Origin of the sequence: Levilinea saccharolytica (assembly GCF_001306035.1) — a bacterium.
GTDB lineage: Bacteria > Chloroflexota > Anaerolineae > Anaerolineales > Anaerolineaceae > Levilinea > Levilinea saccharolytica.
In genome coordinates this window covers 1-19418 of sequence record NZ_LGCM01000026.1, presented here as the reverse complement: position 1 = coordinate 19418, position 19418 = coordinate 1, and the positions used below count along the sequence as shown (strand labels likewise).

13 protein-coding genes and 1 pseudogene are annotated in these 19418 nt (G+C 63.4%); 10 read left to right on the top strand and 4 right to left on the bottom strand.

The window, feature by feature from the left end; translation table 11 throughout:
* From ADN01_RS19620 to ADN01_RS06080, 8 genes and pseudogenes are all read left to right on the top strand, one after another.
* Positions 1–855 (top strand): annotated as a pseudogene (locus ADN01_RS19620) (hypothetical protein); the annotation flags it as partial.
* Positions 856–911: 56 nt separating this feature from the next.
* Entirely contained in the window at positions 912–2009 is a 1098-nt protein-coding gene (locus ADN01_RS06110; RefSeq protein ID WP_062419653.1) for a tRNA-ribosyltransferase family protein, read from the top strand.
* Positions 2006–2815, top strand: a complete 810-nt coding sequence (locus ADN01_RS06105) for a class I SAM-dependent methyltransferase (RefSeq protein ID WP_062419654.1) — start codon at positions 2006–2008, stop codon at positions 2813–2815. Before ADN01_RS06110 ends, ADN01_RS06105 begins: the two co-directional genes overlap by 4 nt.
* Before the next feature lie 14 nt (positions 2816–2829).
* Entirely contained in the window at positions 2830–3651 is an 822-nt protein-coding gene (locus ADN01_RS06100) for a class I SAM-dependent methyltransferase (RefSeq protein WP_062419655.1), read from the top strand.
* A complete protein-coding gene (locus tag ADN01_RS06095) occupies positions 3648–5144 on the top strand; it encodes a tRNA pseudouridine(55) synthase TruB (RefSeq protein WP_075071013.1) in 1497 nt (498 codons plus the stop codon). Before ADN01_RS06100 ends, ADN01_RS06095 begins: the two co-directional genes overlap by 4 nt.
* Positions 5145–5213: 69 nt before the next feature.
* The gene (locus ADN01_RS06090) at positions 5214–6731 is read left to right on the top strand and encodes a GGDEF domain-containing protein (protein ID WP_062419656.1); all 1518 of its coding nucleotides are present in this window, start codon (positions 5214–5216) and stop codon (positions 6729–6731) included.
* Between the two features lie 37 nt (positions 6732–6768).
* Complete coding sequence (locus tag ADN01_RS06085) at positions 6769–7575, top strand: class I SAM-dependent methyltransferase (protein ID WP_062419657.1); 807 nt, start codon at positions 6769–6771, stop codon at positions 7573–7575.
* Between the two features lie 73 nt (positions 7576–7648).
* Positions 7649–9505, top strand: coding sequence for an HD domain-containing protein (locus ADN01_RS06080; protein WP_062419658.1), 1857 nt, complete (start codon positions 7649–7651; stop codon positions 9503–9505).
* On the opposite strand, the gene ADN01_RS06075 is transcribed toward ADN01_RS06080, so the two are convergent.
* From ADN01_RS06075 to ADN01_RS06060, 4 genes are read right to left on the bottom strand one after another with little or no spacing between them, the layout of a single operon-like run.
* Entirely contained in the window at positions 9502–10443 is a 942-nt protein-coding gene (locus tag ADN01_RS06075; RefSeq protein WP_062419659.1) for an ADP-ribosylglycohydrolase family protein, read from the bottom strand. The two genes, ADN01_RS06080 and ADN01_RS06075, sit on opposite strands and share 4 nt — an antisense overlap.
* A gap of 2 nt (positions 10444–10445) precedes the next feature.
* Positions 10446–12770, bottom strand: a complete 2325-nt coding sequence (locus ADN01_RS06070) for a tetratricopeptide repeat protein (protein ID WP_062419660.1) — start codon at positions 12768–12770, stop codon at positions 10446–10448.
* Between the two features lie 21 nt (positions 12771–12791).
* A complete protein-coding gene (polA, locus tag ADN01_RS06065) occupies positions 12792–15578 on the bottom strand; it encodes a DNA polymerase I (protein ID WP_062419661.1) in 2787 nt (928 codons plus the stop codon).
* Between the two features lie 47 nt (positions 15579–15625).
* On the bottom strand, positions 15626–18136 hold the full coding sequence (locus ADN01_RS06060) for a transposase (RefSeq protein ID WP_062419662.1): 2511 nt from the start codon (positions 18134–18136) through the stop codon (positions 15626–15628).
* Between the two features lie 117 nt (positions 18137–18253).
* Between ADN01_RS06060 and ADN01_RS06055 the strand changes: the two genes are divergently transcribed.
* Both ADN01_RS06055 and ADN01_RS20310 read left to right on the top strand, forming a co-directional pair.
* A complete protein-coding gene (locus ADN01_RS06055) occupies positions 18254–19291 on the top strand; it encodes a L,D-transpeptidase (RefSeq protein WP_147238929.1) in 1038 nt (345 codons plus the stop codon).
* A gap of 43 nt (positions 19292–19334) precedes the next feature.
* Positions 19335–19418, top strand: an 84-nt coding sequence (locus ADN01_RS20310; RefSeq protein WP_407936232.1) for a LamB/YcsF family protein, incomplete at its 3' end; no start/stop codon positions are given.

Sequence of the window (19418 nt, the reverse complement as noted above, 5' to 3'; positions counted from 1 at the left end):
TCGCCCACCCCCAGCCCCACCCCCAGCGGTTTCTGGCTGGCGGATGTGGCACCCCTGGGCAGCATTCAGGGCGAAGGTGCCTGGGAGCCGTACCTCTTTGACCCCCAGAGGCAGCCCGCGGGTTACCGCACCTTCCTGCAGCCTGACCCCAACCGCCCCTACACCCTGGTGGGGGTGGTGGCTTTTGATCTGCAGCAAACCCGCCTGCATTTCGTTCTCGGCTCCGAAGAGCCCGCCACCCAGGCCCTGGGGCTGGACGGGATCATGCCGTACAGCGACCGGCGCGAAGGCTACCTGCTGGCCACCTTTAACGGGGGCTTCCTCTCCACTCACGGCATGTTTGGCGCGATGGCCAACAACCTCACCTCCATCGCCGCCCGCTCTCACCTGGCCACGGTGGGCATTTACCCCGACGGCAAGGTGGAAATTGGCGCGTGGGACGAGCTGAGCAACCCCTACGCCATGATCGCCTGGCGGCAGAACGCGCTTCCCATGATCCAGCAGGGGCAGATCAGCGAGCAGGTGTACAGCAATTCCATCGCGGATTGGGGCGGCAGCCTGGACGGCGACATCGTCACCTGGCGTTCCGGCCTGTGCCTGGATCAGCCCGGGCAGGTGCTGTATTACTTCGCCGGCTCCAGTCTGGATATGCCCAATCTGGCGCGCAGCATGCAGGCGGTGGGCTGCTGGCAGGGGATGCTGCTGGACATCAACGAGTATTGGGTGTTCTTCGCCGCCGTGCGCGAAAATCTGAACACCGAGCCGCTCTTCCCAGAGATGAACTTTAACACCGGACGCTACCTGTACCCCTCCAAGCGCGACTTCTTCTACGTAACCCTGGCCGAGACCCCCTAGCCCCCAACCCAAAGCAAACGCTTGCGCCGCGCGCCATCCTAAGGCATAATCAGCGTATGATCCCGGCCTACCCTTCCGCCTTGAGCCTGCCCCACGGACAGATGCAGTTTCCCATCTACCTGCCCGACGCCACCTTTGGGGTGGTGCGCGCGGTGGATGCCGAAGACCTGCTGGCGGCGGGTGTGGAAGCCGTGGTGATGAACTCCTTCCACCTGATGCAGCGCCCCGGTTCCAGCACGGTTCAATCCCTGGGCGGGCTGCATGCCATGAGCGGTTGGCCGCGCCCCATCGTCACCGATTCAGGCGGGTTTCAGGCCTATTCTCTCATCCGTCAAAACCCGCGCTTTGGCCAGCTCACCGAGCGCGGCCTCACCTTCCAACCCGAAGGTGCGGCGCGAAAATTCCAGCTCACCCCCGAAAAATCCGTGCAACTCCAGCTGGCCTACGACACGGATGTGGTCATCTGCCTGGACGATTGCACCCACGTGGATTCTTCCGAGGAAGAACAGCGCCTCTCCGTGCAGCGCACCGTGGCCTGGGCCAAACGCGCTCGGCGCGAATTTGACCGCCTGGCCACCCAAAAGAAATGGGAGCCGGAGCAGCGCCCGCGCCTCTTTGCCGTGGTGCAGGGCGGCGGTTTCCCCGAATTGCGCCGGCAGTGCGCCGAACAGCTTTTGGAAATCGGCTTTGACGGCTACGGCTATGGGGGCTGGCCGCTGGACGGCGCCGGTCATCTGCTGACCGACATCCTCGGCATCTCTCGCGAACTGATCCCCGCCGAATTCCCCATGCACGCCCTGGGAGTCGGCCACCCCTACAACGTGCAGGCCTGCTACCAGCTGGGCTACCAGATTTTTGACTCTGCCATGCCCACCCGCGACGCTCGCCACGGACGCCTGTACACCTTTGCCGGCGAAGGCCCGCTGAGCGGCGACTGGCTGCAGTATCTCTACATCAACGATGAACGCCATGTCAAAGCCGATCTGCCCCTGGAAAACGGCTGCGACTGCCTGTGCTGCCGCCGCTATTCGCGCGGCTACCTGCACCACCTCTTCAAAATGAATGACAGCCTGTTCTTCCGCCTGGCCACCCTGCACAATTTGCGCTTTATGACCCGCCTGACCGCCCGGCTGGCCCCATCCCAAGCCCTATGAGCCGCAAATTTGACCTGGAGACCCTCATCACCGCCGTCAGCGAAGGCGCGCGCTACCGCGGGCTGCACCCGGGGCTGGTGCGGCGGGTTTCGGCCCAGGAACTGGCTAAAGGCCGCGGGTTCAAGGACACGGTCAAGGCCGTGCGCAGCAAACTCCATCAAGTGGGCGGCGCCTATCAGGAAGACGGCCTGGATTTTCCGCGCTGGTCTTTGGAGATGGACGAACTGGCCCACGACCGCCAGGATGAGGCCCTGCGCAGCTTCTGCCGCCGCGTCATGGCCAGCCACGTCTCCACCCGCGAACGTTTGCCCCTTTTGGACGCTTTTTTCCCCACCGTGCTGGAGGGCATCGGCCCGCTGCACTCCGTGTGCGACCTGGCCTGCGGGCTGAACCCCCTGGCCGCCGCCTGGATGCCGCTGGCGCCGGATGCGCGCTACACCGCCTGCGATATCTACACCGGACTGGTGGATTTTCTCAACGCCTTTTTCGCCCATATCGATCTGACCGGGGAAGCCAGCCTGTGCGATCTGGTGGACGGCCCGCCCGCCGCCCCCGTGCAGGCAGCCTTCGTGCTCAAAACCCTGCCCTGCCTGGAACAATTGGACCGCGATATCAGCCTGAAGCTGCTGCAAAGCCTGAACGCCGAACATGTCATCGTCTCCTTCCCCGCCCAAAGCCTGGGGGGTCACGGTAAGGGCATGCGCGAAAATTACAGCGCGCGCTTTGAAGCTCTCATCGCCGGTCAAAACTGGCAGGTGCGGCGCTTTGAGTTCTCCACCGAAGTGGTCTACCGTCTGAGCCGCTGAGAAAGCCCGCCGCCGTGCCCACCCCCCGAACCCTCCCATTTGAGGCCGAAATCGAGCAGATTTTGTCCTCGCGCAAATACCGCCACTTGGGCATCCCCGCCGAAACCGTGCGCGACCTGCTGGAAAAAGAGCGAGCCTCCGGCGCCAGCCCCAAAGAAGCCCTCAAAAACGCCAAACACAAGCTGCACAACCTCATGGCCCCCTATTTGGGCGACCCCGATTACCCCGCCGCCGAGGCCGCCCTGCAGGCCGCCTTTGCGCAACCCGATCCGCAGGCCGTGCGTCAGGTGTGCTGGGACTTGATGAGCGCCCACGCCTCCACCCGCGAACGCCTCCCCCATTTGGATGGGCTGTATCCCCAGCTGTGGGCCGTCACCGGCCAGCCGCGGGTGATTTCTGACCTGGCCTGCGCCCTGCACCCCCTGGGCCTGCCGTGGATGGGCCTGCCCGCGGACGCGCACTACCATGCCTATGACATTCACCAGCCGCGCGTGGCCCTGCTGAACCAGTTCCTGCGCCTCAGCGGCCGCCCGCCTCTGGCCGAGCTGCGCGATATTCTCCTTCAGCCGCCCGACGAGCTGGCGGACGTGACCTTCTTCCTCAAAGAAGCCCACCGCTTTGAACAACGCGAGCGCGGCTGCAACCGGCGCATGTGGACGGCCCTGAACACCCGCTGGCTGGTGGTTTCGCTGCCCGCCAGCAGCCTCACCGGCCGGCACGACCTGGCCGAACAGCAGCGCAAGCTGGTTTACAGTACAATAGGGGAACTCCCCTGGACGGTCCAGGAGTTGCAAATTGGCCCAGAAATTTTCTTCTGCATTCACACGCAACCATGAGCGCTCGTAAACGCCGCGGGTCGCCCCGCCCCAGCCCAGTTGAAGCCCAAAACGACGCCCTCCAGCGTTTTCTGCCGCTGGTCAGCGCCGAAGAGTTGCCGCTGCTGCTGGCCGAATTACAGCGCCCAGTTTCTCAGGCTCTGCGCGCCAACCCCCTCAAAGTGGCTGACCCCGCCCAGGCCCTGGGCGCTTGGGCAGCCGCCTACGGCTGGGAAACCAGCCCCGTGCCCTACTGCCCCACGGGCTGGTGGGTGCATCAGGCCGCCCGCCCCATCAGCCAGACCCTGGAACATCAATTGGGGCATTATTACATTCAAGACGCCGCCTCCATGCTGCCGGTGGAGCTTTTCACCCCCCACAACGGCGAACCCCCGCTCACCTTGGATCTGGCCGCCTCCCCCGGCGGAAAAACCACCCACCTCATCAGCCGATCCGGCGATCAGGGGCTGGTGCTGGCCAACGATTCCAGCCAAAGCCGCATCCACGCCTTGCGCCTGGTGCTGCACACCTGGGGCTCGGTGAACCACGCCGTCACCTGCTTTGCTGGTGAACGCTTTGGGGCCTGGTTCCCCGAAACCTTCGACCGCGTGCTGCTGGACGCCCCGTGCAGCATGCAGAATCTGCGTTCCACCGAATCGCACCCCATGCGCGCCATTTCGCCGCGCGAACGCGACAGCCTGTCGGTGCGCCAGCGCAATCTGCTCATCAGCGCCTTTCAGGCCCTCAAAACCGGCGGCGAGGTGGTCTATGCCACCTGTACCCTCTCCCCCGAAGAGGATGAGGGTGTGCTGGATGAACTGCTGCGGCGCTTTCCCGGCGCGGTGGAAATTGTGGATCTCAGCCGCCGCCTGCCCGCCCCGGCCCCCGGCCTGAGCAGCGACGGCCAGCGCGATTTTGACCCCGCTGTGCAGCGCGCCGCCCGCCTGTGGCCGCACCGCTTTGGCACCAGCGGCTTCTTCAGCGCCCTGATTCAAAAGCGCGCCCCCGTGGCCGCCCCCGAAGGCGGCCCCCCCGCCCGCTCCCTCACCCGCGAGGGGATGGCCCCCCTGCCGGCGGCCCGCGTGCGCGACCTGGCGCTGCGCCAGGGGGAACGCTACGGCTTTCCGCTGGAAACGGTGCTGGAAAACTGCAACCTGGAATTGTGGCAGAAAGGCCCGCAGGTGTGGGCTGTGCCGCGCGCTTTCCTCTCGCGCTTTGGCGACCTGCCGCATGAATCCATCGGCCTGCCGCTGGGCACCGACACCCCAGACGGTTTTCAGCCCGGGCATGATTGGGTCAGCCGCTTTTTTGACCAGCACCGCAGCGGGCGTGAAATCCTCGACGCCGCCCAAAGCGCCGCCTGGCTGCGCGGCGAAGACCTGCCCGGCACCCCCCAGCACTTCGCTCACGGGGAAGCTGCCGTGGTGGTGGATGAACAGGGGCGCTTCCTGGGCCTGGGCAAGGCCGTCACCGGCCGCCTGCGCAACATGCGCCCCCGGCGGTTGGCAGGCTGAGTTCCCCCCCGCGCGCCGCCTTTTTTGGTACAATCCAAACTAGACCCTATTCTGAAAGCTGTATATCCTGTGGAAAATGGTTCAAGCAACAGCGAGAATTTTGATCCTGCTTCCAGCCGCATCGCGGAATTAGCGGCAGCTTTAACGCGCATCAGCGCCTGCACCACCCCCCAGGCCACCCTTCAGGAACTATTGGCTGCCTTTCGACAGCTCATCCCCCGCATCGGCTACGCTCTGATTCACGCCGGCCGCGACCCCGCCCACCCCCAACCCAGAGTCGAGCCGGGACACACCCTGGAGGAAGATCAGCTTCAGGGGCTGCTGGCCTTCCTGCCCAGTCTCAACCTGCCCGCTGTCCTATCCGTGCGCACCCCGTGGGTGATCGACAGCCCGCAAAGCGCCGAGACCCTCCGCACCTGTGGCATCCGCGATCTGCTGCTCATCCCCATTTTCACCCAGGAAGATCCCTCCAACCAGCTGCTGGCCCTCACCCGCCGGGTGGGCGAGGCGCGCTTTTCCGCCGAGGATACCCAAGCGGCGGTGCTGCTCATCACCCAGGCCGTGTCCGCCATCCAGACCGCCCAGCTTTTGGTGAATTTGGAAGTGCGCAACCACGAATTGGAAACCATCCTGCAGTCCAGCTTGCAGCTCACCGCCAGCCTGGATTTAAAACAAGTGCTGGACGCTGTCATGGCGGGCGTTTTTCGCCTGTCGCCCCCCACTCACGACGCCCACATTTTTCTGTATCAAGACGGCACGCTGGAATTTGGGGCCTCGCTGTGGCAAGATGGACGCAAGGATGTGCCCTTTTCCAAACCGCGCCCCCAGGGTCTGACCGCCACGGTGGCCCGCACGGGAAAAATGATCCTGGTGGATGATTTGCAGACTCACCCGCTCTACCTGTCTTCCGGGCTGGGCTGGCAGGGCAGCATCGTCAGCCTGCCGCTGGTGGTGCAGGATCACGTGGTGGGGGTGATGAATCTGGCGGCTTTGCAGCCCGGCCAATATTCCGCCGAGTCCCTTCGCCCGCTGCGCCTGCTGGCCGATCAGGCTGCCATCGCCATCGAGAACGCCCGCCTGCACGCCATCATCCAGCAAGAGGCCTTCAGCGACGCCCTCACCGGCCTGCCCAACCGGCGCGCCATGGACCGCGAGCTGGAAGATGAAATCCGCCGTTCTGCGCGCTATCACCACCATTTTGCTCTATTGATCCTGGATCTGGACGGCTTTAAACAGATCAACGACACCTACGGCCATCCCGTGGGCGATCAGGCCCTCATCTGGTTCAGCCAGAAATTGCCCACTCTGGTGCGGGATACGGATTTTGTCGCTCGCTACGGTGGGGATGAGCTGGTTGTCATCCTGCCCGAAACGCACAAGCAAGTGGCCGAATCAGTGCGTCAGCGAATTTTCGAATTTTTCGAACGGGAAGTTTTTGATTTTCACGAAGAAATCAGCCAACCCATCACCGTCAGCGTCGGCTTGAGTCTGTTCCCAGAAGATGGTAAATCCGCTGACAGGCTCCTAAAAATTGCCGATCAGCGCCTGTATCGCCACAAGGACCGCCGCAAAGCCCTTCCCCGCTAGCCAGCGGCCTCATCCCCACCCAACCCAGGAAACTTGCATGAAACGAGTGGAACGCTATTACGACAACAACACCCTGCGTGAATGGCAGCGCCTGGAACGCCACCGCACCGAATATGCCCTGACCCTGCGCGCGCTGGCCCGTCACCTGCCCCCCGCCCCGGCGCGCATCGCCGATATCGGCGGCGGCCCCGGGCGCTACGCCATCCCCCTCACCCAGCAAGGCTACACCGTCACCTTACTGGATCTTTCGGCGGGCAACCTGGCCTTTGCGCAGGATAAAGCCGCCGAAACCGGGGTAACCCTGGCCGAAGTGGTTTGCGGCAACGCCCTCGACCTCTCGCAGTTTGCCGACGAGAGCTTTGACGCAGTTCTGCTCCTCGGCCCGCTCTACCATCTGGTGGTCAAAGATCAGCGCCGCAGCGCCGTGCGCGAAAGCCTGCGCATTGTAAAGCCCGGCGGGATGCTGGCCGCTGCCTTTATCAACCGTCTGGCGGTGGTGCGTTGGGCCGCCAGCGAAGACCCAATGTGGCCCATTGAAAAGCCGGACGAAGTGGAACGCCTGATGACCACCGGCGTGAATGAAGACCAGGGGGCGGGTTTTACCGACGCCTATTTCTGTCATCCGGATGAAATCATCCCCCTGATGGAGAGCTGCGGCCTGCAAACGGTGGAAATGGTGGGCTGCGAGGGGGCAGTTTCGCGCCTGGAAACCCACATCAACGCCCTGGAGGGTGACGCCTTTGAAGCCTGGGCCGATCTCAACGAGCGCATCGCCCGCGACCCCACCCTGCTCCCTTCCGCCGAACATCTCTTATATATCGGGCGCAAACACTCTCTTCGCTGACCCAAATGTGTGCTATGATCAAGGACATTAACGGTTGTTTACCTGGCCCGAAAGCAGGAGGTTGGCAGTAAGTATGGTCAAAGTGGATCTGATTCAGGAAATCCGGCCCCGGCTGGATCCTCAATTTAACCCGTATCAATTTCAAGCACGCACCCCGGCCATCGCCGAAGCCTACACCTGGGGTCGGGAGATTCACGCCGGACAGAAGCGCCTGAGCGGCGAGCCGTATTTTGAAGTTCACTGCGGCTGGGTTGCCGATTTTCTGGACCGGTTGGTGCAAAACGAAGCCTGGACCATCGCTGCCCTGCTGCACGACTCCACGGAAGACCGTGGAGTGACTTTAGATGAAATTCGCGCGCGCTTCCCCGGAGAGTTGGGGGAGCGCGTGGCTTTTATTGTGGACGGCGTCACCAAACTGAGCACACCCCATAACGGCCGCTCGCGCGAGCTGGAAACCCTGCGCAAAATTGCCATGTTCCGCGATCCCGGGGTCTTTTTGGTCAAGCTGGCCGATAAAAGCCACAACATCATGACCCTGGAACACATGCAGAGCCTTAAAGCCGCGCGCAAAGCCGAAGAAGCCATCCGCGCCTACGGCAAACTGGCGGGCATCCTGAATTGCTACCGCTGGCGGCGCTGGCTGGAAGACATGGCCTTCCCCCACGCTGACCCGCAGACTTTTGCCTTTGTGCGCGAGCGCATTGACGGCGACCCGCGCATGAAGCCGGAATTTATCAACACCACCTTGCAGCAATTGGGGCAGTTGATGGACCGCGAGGGCATCCCGGGGCGGGTGGAAATCATCGTCAACGGCTACTGGCAGGCCTGGCAAAAGCTGCGCCGCATGGCGCGTCTGCGGCGGGCCTCGCTGAATTCTTTCACCATGGTCAACGACCTGGTCAGCTTCCGCATGGTGGTGGAAAACGACAGCGAGGCCGATTGTTACCGCCTGCTGGCGGTGGTCAACCGCTACCTGGGCGCCTACCTGGATCAAAACCGCTTTGATGATTACATCGCCAGCCCGCAGAACGGCTACCGCGCCCTGCAGGTGACCGCCTGGTTCCCCGATTACGGCGCGGTCGAAGTGGCCATCGCCACCGCCGACATGGAAGGCGAGAACCAGTGGGGCATTGTCCACGCTCTCCAACAAGGGCGCGACATCAGCCGCTACCACCCGGTGGTCTTCCTGACCCCCACCGGCGGGGTGCGCTTCGTCCCCGAAGGCTCCACCGTCCTCGACGCCATCGCCGCCATTCAGCATGAGTTCTTGTTGGATAAAATCAGCGCGGTCAAAATCAACGACACCCTGGCGCGCCTTTCGGAGAAAATTCAGCCCGGCGACGTGGTGGAGGTCATCACCGGCAGCCAGCGCATTCGCCCCAGCGAAGACTGGCTGCACTTCTGCAACCCCTCCACGGCGCGCACCCTGCGCGCGGTGCTGGCCACCGAGGCGCTCAAGGCCGCTGCCGATCAGGGCCGCCAAAAGATCAAAACGGTCTTGTCCGGGCGGGGGATTCTGGCATTGGAAGATGTAGCGGGTCTGCGCAGCGATAAGATTGACAATCTGCTCGAACGCCTGGGCGCATCCGGCCTGGAAGACCTGTACGCGGCGGCCGGCGGCGGGGCCATCCGCATGGAAGACCTGTCGCGCGCGCTGGACGAATTGGGCATCACCAAGCAAGCCCTGCAGTGGACCACCATTGACCTGGCCGGAACCGTGCAGGCCAACCGCCCCGGAGTGCTGGCCATGTTGGCCAGCCTGGTATCCAGCGAAGGCGGCAACATCCTGCGCTCGATTAACAACACCACCGCCGACGGCAGCTTCACCCTGCGTCTGGTGGTCAGCGGGTTAACCCCCGAAACCGAACCCTGCCTGCGGCAGGCGTTCTTGGAATCCAACGTGGAATTAAATTTCTTCGAATTGGTCTAAGCAGACGCGTTCAAAGCCAAAAGGTCGTCCGCCAGCCTTAACAGGCGCGGCGCATCCCAGATCTGACCCGAATCCAGCGGCCATTCTCCGCGCAGCGCATTTCGCCAGCGCGGCGGGATGGCGTCCAGGCCGTAGACCGCCCCCGCCAGCGCCCCCGTCACCGCGGCGGCCGTGTCGGCGTCTTCCCCCAAATTGGCCACCTGCACCACGGCTTCTTCAAAACTGTGCGTGGTCATCAGCCCCCAAACCGCGCTCTCCAGAGTGTGCAGCACCCACCCAGAATTTTTCAGTTCAGCGCGCGGCTGCTGCGGCGCACGGCGCAGCATTTCCAACGCCTGCGCTGAAACGCTCACGGCCCCCAGGGCCGAATCCAGCGCCTGCTCTGGGGAAGCGCCGAAGGCCAGCTCGCGGATCATCCAGTTCACCAGGGCGCAGGCGTCCTGGCAGTCCTGCGCCGGATGGGTGACGCGCGACTGCAAGCGGCTTTCCTCAATGAGCTGCTGCGGCTGGGACCAGCGCGCCAGCGCCACCGGCCAGCAGCGCATCACCGAACCGTTGCCGCTGCTGTTGGGGTTGCGCTGAAAAGATTCCAGGCTGGCGGCTTCCCAGTCCAGCCCCTGCCGCATCCGGTTCAGGATGTGATAGGTCTGATTGCCAACATCCGGCGGGTTGTGCCCCAGCCAGTCCACAAAGCGGTCGGCCAAATCCTGGGGGTTCAGGGGGGTAAAGGCCAGCAGGCTCTCGGCCAAAGCCAGGGCCATTTCGGTATCATCGGTGAAAGAACCGGCAGGCAGCCGCCCAGAGTGCATCTCCCGCACCAGCGCCGTCAGCGGCTGGGCCGGGCCAAATTCCAGCGGCATGCCCAAAGCGTCGCCCAGGGCAGCCCCCAGCGCCGCCGCGCGCAGCCGGTCGCGAACCGCAGGAGAAAGGGCCTCCACGGCTAGAGCTTCCCGCTTTGCAGTTTGCGCAGGGCAGCCTCGTAATCGGCCGCATTGGGCGGGCGCAGGTTGATGATGGTCTTGAGCATGGCCGCCGCCCCCTGCACATTCCCGGCCGTCAGCAGCAAATCGGCCAGCCCATCCAGCTCAGCGATAGCTTCCGCGGTCTGCCCGTTGCGCGCGTACAAATCCGCCAGGCGCTTGATCAATTCCGGCCGGTTGGGATGTTCGTTGATCACCGCCTTGACGAAATCAATGGACTGTTTGCGCTTGCCGGTGTGCTCCAACAGGGCCACAAAGCCGTCCACCTCGCTCAAGGCGTTGGCTTCCTGCCCCAGGCGGAAGTTCATATTGACCAGCTGCACGCGAGCTTTCTCATCCTCCGGCTCCAGGGTGCGGATCTGCTCAAAGACGCGCACCGCCTGGCGCATATCCAGGTGCTGCAAGTCAATATCGGCGATGCGGTAGAGCAGCTGTACCGATAGGGAGCGGTCCACCGAATGCTGCTGGGCCACGCGCAGCGCCGTGGCATAGGTCTGGCGGGCCATATCCAGCTCGGTCAGGTGGTAATACAGGCTGGCCAAATCCATGTACTGGTGAATGGCGTCGTCAATACGCCCCTGGGCCACCAGCAGGTCAATCAGCCGGTTGCGCACCGACATGTCCATCGGCGCCATTTGAATCACGCGCTGCAGCAAACCCACGGCCTGGGGCACTTCACCACGGTAATTATATACCTCGGCCACCAGCAGGAATTTCTGCACGGCCTGTTCCACCAGCCCCTCGCGCAGCAGGATGTCACCAATCTGGGTGTGCAGCGGTAAATACGTAGGGGCCACCTCAATGGCGCGGAAGGCCTCTTCCATAGCGGAGCGGTACAATTTTTGCTGGGTCAGCCGCCGCACCTCAGACAGCGAGTCTACAATCTGGCTGCTGTTGGTTTGCAGCAGCATCTCGGCCAGCGGCAAGGGCAGGCTGTCGCCGTTTTGGGCCACCAGCTGCTGGCGCGCATTTTGCAGGTATTGGCGGTAATCGGAGCGCAGCAGCTGCTGGCGCACCGTCTCACACAGTTTTTGCAGGGCGGCCGTGTCACTTTCGCGCCCAAGTTCGTCAATGATCGGCTCATACAGTTGGCGCAGCTCTTCGGCCTGGGCTTCCGGCACGGTCTGAATATCGGCCAGCCGCAGCGCCTGCAAGTAACATTGAGCCGCCTGGCTCCAGTCCAGCTCTTTCTCATAGGCCTGGGCCATCAGCAAATAGGAGGCCAGCGCGAATTTGGGGCTTCGCACCGCTTTTTGCAGGTAGCGCATGGCGCGCTGCCCCTGACGTTCCAGCCGCAGCAGCCCCAGGTCAAAATAGGCCGCGGGGTGGCTCATGCCGATGTCCGTGGCGCGCTCCAGTTCCTCCGCCGCCTGGTTATCATCCCCCTGAGTCTGCGATTCAATCGCCTGACCCAGGTGCATGAGGATGCGCATGCGTTCGTTTTGCCCCAGCGAAAGCCCGCCGGTGCCGCGCGAAAGGGCGTTGATCCCGCGGCGCGGCTGGAGTTCGGCCGCATCGGCTTCCTCGGCCTGTTCAAACAGCAGCCCCGCCAGGTCCACCAAGGCGTCCTGGCGCGCCTCCGTCAGGGGATCCACCTGCGGTTTGCCGCTGTCCTCCGGCACGCTCAGCTGGCGCACCTCGGCCATGCGCACCGGCCCGGTTCCGCCCCGCGGACGCGGCGGCTTGGGCAGGCGCTGATTGGCTTTCAGCATCACCAGAGCCTGTTTGGCGTCGGCGGAATCCGGCTGAATCTGCAAGGCATATTCCACCACTTGCAGGGCCTTGCCCACCTCACCCGCGGACTGCATCAAACTGGCGGTCGCCAGATACTCCGTCACGGCGTCAGCCTTGCGCCCAATGCGCTCATAGACCATCGCCAGACGCGTGCGCGCCATTTGGTGTTCCGGCTGCAGGCTGATGGCCCGCACCCAGTTCTCCACGGCCTTTTCCACATTGCGGCCCTTCAGATGCAGCTCCGCCGCCTTCAGACAGGCCTGCACGGCGTCATTCAGCCGCCCCTGCCGTTCGCAAATCCGCGCGATCTTTTCCACCGGAATGGGATCTTCGGGGATGATCTGTGAGGCCTGCAGGTAAAGTTTGAGCGATTCGTCAAAAAGCTGTTCTTCAAACAACGCCAGCGCCAGGCTGGTTAGGGCCATGGGGTGTTCGGGGAATTCCTCTAACGCCTGTCGGTAAAAACCGGCGGCCTGCTCCCAATTTTGGTCCCAGGCAGCCGAATGGCCCAGGTTCATCGCGCGTTCGAAAGTTTTTTGGTTGCCGCTCATCGTCACATACCTTCTGCGTAATTAATGGGACCCCAGAACCTGCATACTGCCCCAATCCTCCCCCCAGCGGGCCTCGGTCTCCAGGGGGATTGACAGCGAATACGCCTCTTCCATCACGCGCTGCACCGTACGGGCGGTTTCTTCCAGGGCAGTGCGCGGACATTCTAATACCAATTCATCATGCACTTGCAGCAGCAGCCGCGCCGTCAGTTTGGCCTTTTCCAGGGCCGCGGGCAATTGAATCATGGCCAGCTTCATCAAATCCGCGGCCGTTCCCTGGATGGGGGCGTTGATGGCTTCGCGCTCCTCGCGGTTGCGCTGGTTCACGCTGGACGGCTGCGAGAGGTTGGGGAAGTAACGCCGCCGGCCCAGCAGGGTTTCCACATACCCCTGGCGAGCTGCCTGCACGCGAATGCCGTCCAGATAGCGCTTGACGCCGGGGAAGCGTTCAAAATAAGCTTTGACGAAATTTTCCGCCTCGCCCAGGGTCAAATCGGTGGTGCGGGTCAGGCCAAACGCGCTCATGCCGTAGATCAGGCCGAAATTGATGGCCTTGGCCTGACGGCGCTGATTTTTGCTGACCGATTCCAGCGGCAGGCCAAAGACCGCCGCGGCCGTGGCCGCGTGAATGTCCTGCCCGGCGCGGAAGGCCGCCAGCATGGCCTCGTCGCCCGACATGTGCGCCACCAGGCGCAGCTCAATCTGTGAATAGTCCACCGAAAGCAGCACATGTCCCGGTGCGGCCACAAAGCCGCTGCGCACCTGCCGCCCCAGCTCTGTGCGGGTGGGGATGTTTTGCAGGTTGGGGTCCGAAGAAGCCAGGCGGCCGGTCACCGAACCGGTCTGGTTGAAGGAGGTGTGCACCCGGCCGGTGCGCGGGTTCACCTGCAGCGGCAGCGCATCCACATAGGTGGATTTCAGCTTGGCCAGCTCGCGGTTTTCCAGGATTAAGTCTACCACGGGATGCTCTCCGCGCAGGGCTTCCAACACCTCGGCGGAGGTGGAAAAATGCCCGCTGGCGGTGGTTTTGCGGCGGTCGGGCGGGGGCAGCCGCAGGGTTTTAAAGAGCACATCCGAAAGCTGTTGGGTGGAGTTGAGGTTAAACGGCCGCCCCACCAGCTTGTACACCTCCTGCTCAATCTCGCCCAGGCGCTGAGTCAGCTCGCCTGAAATGCGCTCGAAGAAGGCTCCGTTCAGGGCAATGCCGGCGCGTTCCATTTCCACCAACACGGGGATCAGCGGCATTTCCAGATCGCGCATCAGCCCCACCGCGTTGCGGCTTTCCATCTCTTTTTCCAGCAGCGGCCGCAACCGCAGCGGCACTTCCGCATCCGCCGCCGCGTAAGGGGCCGCCTGGGCCACCGGCACCTGCTCCATGCCGATTTGGGTCTTGCCCTTGCCGATCAAATCCTCAATGTGGGTCATGTGCAGGTTCAGGTACGACTCGGCCATGCCCTTCAGCCCCAAATTGCGCGAGGCCGGGTTCACCAGCCATTCGGCGATCATGGTATCAAAGGCCAGCCCTGCGGTGGGCAAGCCGCTCTGCGCCAGGACAATGACATCATATTTCAGGTTATGCCCCACCTTGGGCCAGCGCGCGTCGCTCATAAAGGGGCGCAGCGCCTCCAACACCTCGGCCGCGGGCAGTTGGCGCTCGCCGGTGACGTGCCCCACGGGGATGTAATAGCCCTCTCCGGGGCGCACCGCCAGCGAAATGCCCACCAGATCGGCGCGCATGGGATCGGTGGAGGTGGTTTCGGTGTCAAAGGAGATGACCTCCGCCGCCTCCAGCGCCTGGGTCAGCTCGCGCAGGCTGGCGTGCGAATCCACCACATGCACTGAGGGCAAATCCGCCGTGTCGGGGATGGCGATGACCGGCTCGGCGGCAAACAAAGCCATCTGCTGCCCGGCTGCGGCGGGCAGGGCGCTGCCCATCAGTTTGTTCAGCCGCTCCAACAAATTGCGGAATTCCAGTTCCTGAAACAGCTTGCGCACGCCCTCGTAGTTCAGCTGGTCGGTACGTGCCATTTGCATGTCCAGGCGCACGCTGACGTTGGTGCGGATGGTGGCCAGATCGCGGCTCAGGTAGGCGCTTTCGCGGCCGGCCTCCAGCTTGGTACGCACCCGCGGCTGAATCTCGTCCAGGTTGGCGTAAATGCTGTCCAGGTCGGGGTAGGTTTCCAGCAGGGCTGTGGCGGTTTTTTCGCCCACCCCGGCCACGCCGGGGATGTTATCTGAAGCGTCCCCCACCAGAGCCTTGTAATCCACCACCTGATGCGGATGCACACCCAGATAGGCCTTGACCGCCTCGGGGGTGAAATCGCGCGCCTCCGAAAGTTTGCTGCCCGCCAGGTTGATGATGGTGCGCTCGTCCGCCAATTGCAGCAGATCGCGGTCGCCGGTGATGATGCGCACACCGAAACCCTGCTCCGCCGCCTGGCGCGCCACGCTGCCCAGCACGTCGTCGGCCTCAAAGCCTTCCACCTCCAGACGCGGGAAGGGGAACAAATCCACCATCTGGCGGATGCGCTCCATCTGCACGCGCAGATCATCCGGCATCTTGGCGCGGGTGGCTTTGTAGGCGGGGAAAAGTTCATCGCGGAAGGTCTTACCCGTATCAAAGGCCACCGCTAAATATTCGGGCTTGTCCTGTTCCAACAGGCGCAGCAGCACGCTGGCAAAGCCCAAAACCCCCGCGGTGGGCTCACCGGAGCGCGTTTGCAGGCGCTCGCCGGAGCCGCCGGTGAGGGCAAAATAAGCTCGATAGGCCAGAGCGTGACCATCAATCAAATACAGCACTGGGGGCATAACCTACCTCTACTTTCCAAACACGGAAATTAAAGCGCCGCGGGGCGTTATTCGTACCCCTGACGGCGGCGGGTTTGCTGGATAAAGTCGCGCAGCAGCTGCGGGGCGGTGAGCTGTTCGCCGCGCACCACCAGATAGCCCGGCGCCCAAAAATCACCGGTCAAATTTTGATCCAACAGGCGCGGGAAGGTGCGGAACATCTCGTCTGAGGTGCGCTGGCGGACGATGCGCGCCAGATTCCCAGGCGACACCCCCGGCGTCACCGTCACCGACCACTGCAAATAATCCACATGCACGTTCAGGCTGTCCAGCACCCAGCCAAAGGCCTGGCAGATGCGCGGCAGAGCATGCTGCAGCAGGTCCGAAAGATCGCCCGCCAGGTAATGATGGGGCACACGCGGGATGAGCACACAGGTGTAAGCGATGGCGTCTGAAACGGGTGGGGCCAGGATGCGCGAGGCGCCAAAGCCCAGACTGCTCTCACTGGGGCGGGTAATTTCCTCCTGAGGCACGCGCGTCTCCCAGGGCAGCAGGGTGGGCATGGCGCTGGCGGCGCTGATGGGCGCTGGGGGTTCGTTCTCAGCGGGCGGCTCGGCGGGAATGGGAGCGGCAGAAATGGCTTCAGCGCTCTGTTCCGCCTCGGCCAGCGCGGGCGGCAGATTCCCATTGGCGGGGGGTTCAACCGCGGCCGGGGCGGCTTCGCCCAGCAGGGACGAAAGCGGGCGCACCGGTGGGCGCTCCTCCACGGCGGACGGCCCAAACACAAAGGGCGGCAGGGGGATGCCGTATTCGTCCTCTTCCGGCGGGGTCTGGCTGAACAGCACAGGCTGGGGGAAGGCCTCCGTTGACTCCAGCGCGGGGATTTCTGCCGTCAGCGGCTCTTCCCGCTCGGCCTCTAGCTGTGGAATTTCTTCCGCCAGCGTCTCTTCCGCTTCCAGCACGATGATATCTTCCGTCAGCGGCACTTCCGCTTCCAACACGGGGATGTCTTCCATCACCGGCTCTTCGACTTCGGCCTCCGGCATGAGGGTTTGTTCCGTCAGCGGCTCTTCCAGCTCAGTTTCCGGCGCGGGGATCTCTGCCGTCAGCGGCTCTTCCCGCTCGGCTTCCAATGCTGGGACTTCTTCCGTCAGCGGGTCTTCCAACTCGGCTTCCGGCGCGGGGATCTCTGCTGTCAGCGGCTCTTCCAGCTCAGTTTCCGGCGCGGGGATCTCTGCCGTCAGCGGCTCTTCCCGCTCGGCTTCCGGCGCGGGGATTTCTGCCGTCAGCGGCTCTTCCACTTCGGCTTCCGGCTGCGGGAGGTCTTCCTTCACCAGCTCTTCCAGCTCGGCCTCTGGCGCGGGGGTTTCCTCGTTCAGCGTCTCAATAAACACCATCAAGGTGATATCTTCTTCGGGCACTTGCGCCGCCGGCTCAAGCGCTGCTGGGTTGGCTTCCTGCATGCCCCATTCGCCGTCCGCCGCCTCCTGTCCATCGGGCACTTCTGGGCCTGCCGCCTCATCCGCCTCGGCCGCCTTTTCCCAGGCCGATTCGCCCAACAGCAGTTCCAAGGGGCCGGTATCGGGTTTTTTCGGTGGGGGCGGCGGGCTCCAATCCAACACAGCAGGCGGCAGCTCCGGTTCCCATCCCGGCACGGCAAACCCGCCCTCCTCCGGGTCCGGAGAAGGCAGATCCGAAAGCAGCTCCGCCAGGCTGATCTGCTCCGCTTCGGTCAGGGGCAAATCCTCGCCGTCCACCTCCGGCAGCCGTTCTAAGAAGGATTCGGAGGCATCGGGGGGTTCCTCCACCGCCAGAATCTGCGCGGCCGGGGGCAGACTGGGCAGCCCTTCAATCAACCGCCGCACTTGCTGGCGGGCATAGGTCAGGGGTGTGCCGGGTTCAAACAGGACCGCCAGCAGCACATCCGCCACAATTGGGCTGGCGTAGAGGAAATGAGCCTGGGCGCGCTCCGGCAAATACAGGTGGCGGGCCAGGTCGCGGCGGGTTTCGCGGTTCCACTGGCGCTGCAAGAGGCGGGCGATCTCCTGCCCTTCGGCCAGCGCTACCCCTGCCGAACAGGCCAGGCAGCGCCCCGGCTGCGCCACCACCAGTCCCTGGGCGGTGGTTTGCAGCAGCAGCGAGGCAAAGCGCGTCTCGCGCAGCCCCTCCTCCTCCAGCCAGACCAGGTCTGCTGGAAGAACCGCCCGCGGCGGCAGGGCATGTTCTGCATCCACCAGGCTGAGAATGCGGTAGCGCGTCTCTTCGGGGGATAATGTACGGGGCAGCAGGGTGTGGGGAGGCAGATCATCCAGAAAAATGCCGGGGTTGCGCGCCTCCAGGATCACAAACTGCATCTCAGGCTGCTGTTCTTGTAAGATCTGCGCCAGACTGCCCAGAGTGAAATCAATCAGATCCGAATCCAAAACTGCCAGACAAAAGGCAGTCTGGCTGGCCGCAGCCAGGGCTTCATTCCCCGTCTGCGCTTCGACCACCTGAAACCGTTCGCCGTCATCCAACTGTTCTCGGAGCAGGTCTCCCAGGGTCGCGTACGGACTGGCCACCAAGATATTTCTGGGCATGATAAAAGTGTATCACGGCTCAATTTTCGAGGCAAGCCCAAGGGCTTGGGCAACGTCGCCCGCCCGGAAAGCAGCCGCCGCGCAGCAACCAGACATTTTTGGTATAATTCCGACACCATGAACAAAACTTACACCCGCCGTGAATTTATCAAGCTGGCCGCCCTCAGTTTGGGCAGCCTGGCTTTTCGTCCCTTCGCCCCCCAAAAGGCCGGGAACGAGACGGGTTTCGTTGTGCGTGTCGCCGCCGCTTCGGTGAGCGTGTATGCCCAGCCCGATGACACCAGCCGCATCGTCCAGCAGCGCTACCGTGATGAACTGGTGAACGTGTACCATGAAATCGTCTCCGATAAAGGCCCCGGCTACAATCCGGTGTGGTACCGTGTGTGGGGCGGCTATATGCATTCGGCCCGCCTGCAAACCGTGCGCGAACAGCTCAACCCGGTGGTCGAGCGCATCCCCGCCGGGGGGCTGCTGGCCGAAGTCAGCGTGCCCTACACCCAGGCCTATATGCCCGGACCGCGCGACACCTGGAGCGAGGTCTACCGCCTGTACTGCGACACCCTGCACTGGGTCATCGCCCTGGATGAGGGCCCCGACGGCGGTCCCTGGTACCGTCTTAAAGACGAGCTGAACGACGCCGAATACCACGTGCCCGCTGAACACCTGCGCATCGTGCGCCCCGAAGAAATGTCGCCCCTGGCGGTGGACGTTCCGCCGGAGAAGAAGCGCATCGAGGTTTCCATTGAAAAGCAGATGATGTGGGCCTACGAGGAAGACCGCCTGGTCTTCAGCACCAAGGTGTCCACCGGTGTGCTCAAACGCGACCGTTCGATCAACGGCATCCCCACCGCCACACCCGTCGGAGAATTCCGCGTGATCTCCAAAATGCCGTCCAAGCACATGGGCGGCGGCCAGCTCACCAACGACCTGGAGGCCTACGTCCTGCCGGGTGTGCCCTGGACGACTTTCTTCGACGGCACAGGGGTGGCCTTCCACGGCACCTACTGGCACACCAATTACGGCATGACCATGAGCCGCGGGTGCGTGAATCTGCGCCCCGAAGAGGCCCGCTGGGTTTTTCGTTGGACCACGCCCGTCACCGAATACGGCGAGATCGAAAAACGCGGCTATGGAACCCGCGTCATCGTCACCTAAACCGCCGCCCGGCCAACATTCATTTCAGGAAGGGGACCCCACCATGGATTTAAACTGCGACCTTGGAGAAAGCTTCGGAGCCTATCAAATCGGCAGCGACGAAGCCATGATGCCGTTGATCACCTCG

Coding starts and splice junctions, on each gene's coding strand:
- ADN01_RS06110 (WP_062419653.1), top strand. CDS start 912: ATGATCCCGGCCTACCCTTCCGCCTTGAGCCTGCCCCACGGACAGATG.
- ADN01_RS06105 (WP_062419654.1), top strand. CDS start 2,006: ATGAGCCGCAAATTTGACCTGGAGACCCTCATCACCGCCGTCAGCGAA.
- ADN01_RS06095 (WP_075071013.1), top strand. CDS start 3,648: ATGAGCGCTCGTAAACGCCGCGGGTCGCCCCGCCCCAGCCCAGTTGAA.
- ADN01_RS06085 (WP_062419657.1), top strand. CDS start 6,769: ATGAAACGAGTGGAACGCTATTACGACAACAACACCCTGCGTGAATGG.
- ADN01_RS06080 (WP_062419658.1), top strand. CDS start 7,649: ATGGTCAAAGTGGATCTGATTCAGGAAATCCGGCCCCGGCTGGATCCT.
- ADN01_RS06070 (WP_062419660.1), bottom strand. CDS start 12,770: ATGAGCGGCAACCAAAAAACTTTCGAACGCGCGATGAACCTGGGCCAT.
- polA (WP_062419661.1), bottom strand. CDS start 15,578: ATGCCCCCAGTGCTGTATTTGATTGATGGTCACGCTCTGGCCTATCGA.
- ADN01_RS06060 (WP_062419662.1), bottom strand. CDS start 18,136: ATGCCCAGAAATATCTTGGTGGCCAGTCCGTACGCGACCCTGGGAGAC.
- ADN01_RS06055 (WP_147238929.1), top strand. CDS start 18,254: ATGAACAAAACTTACACCCGCCGTGAATTTATCAAGCTGGCCGCCCTC.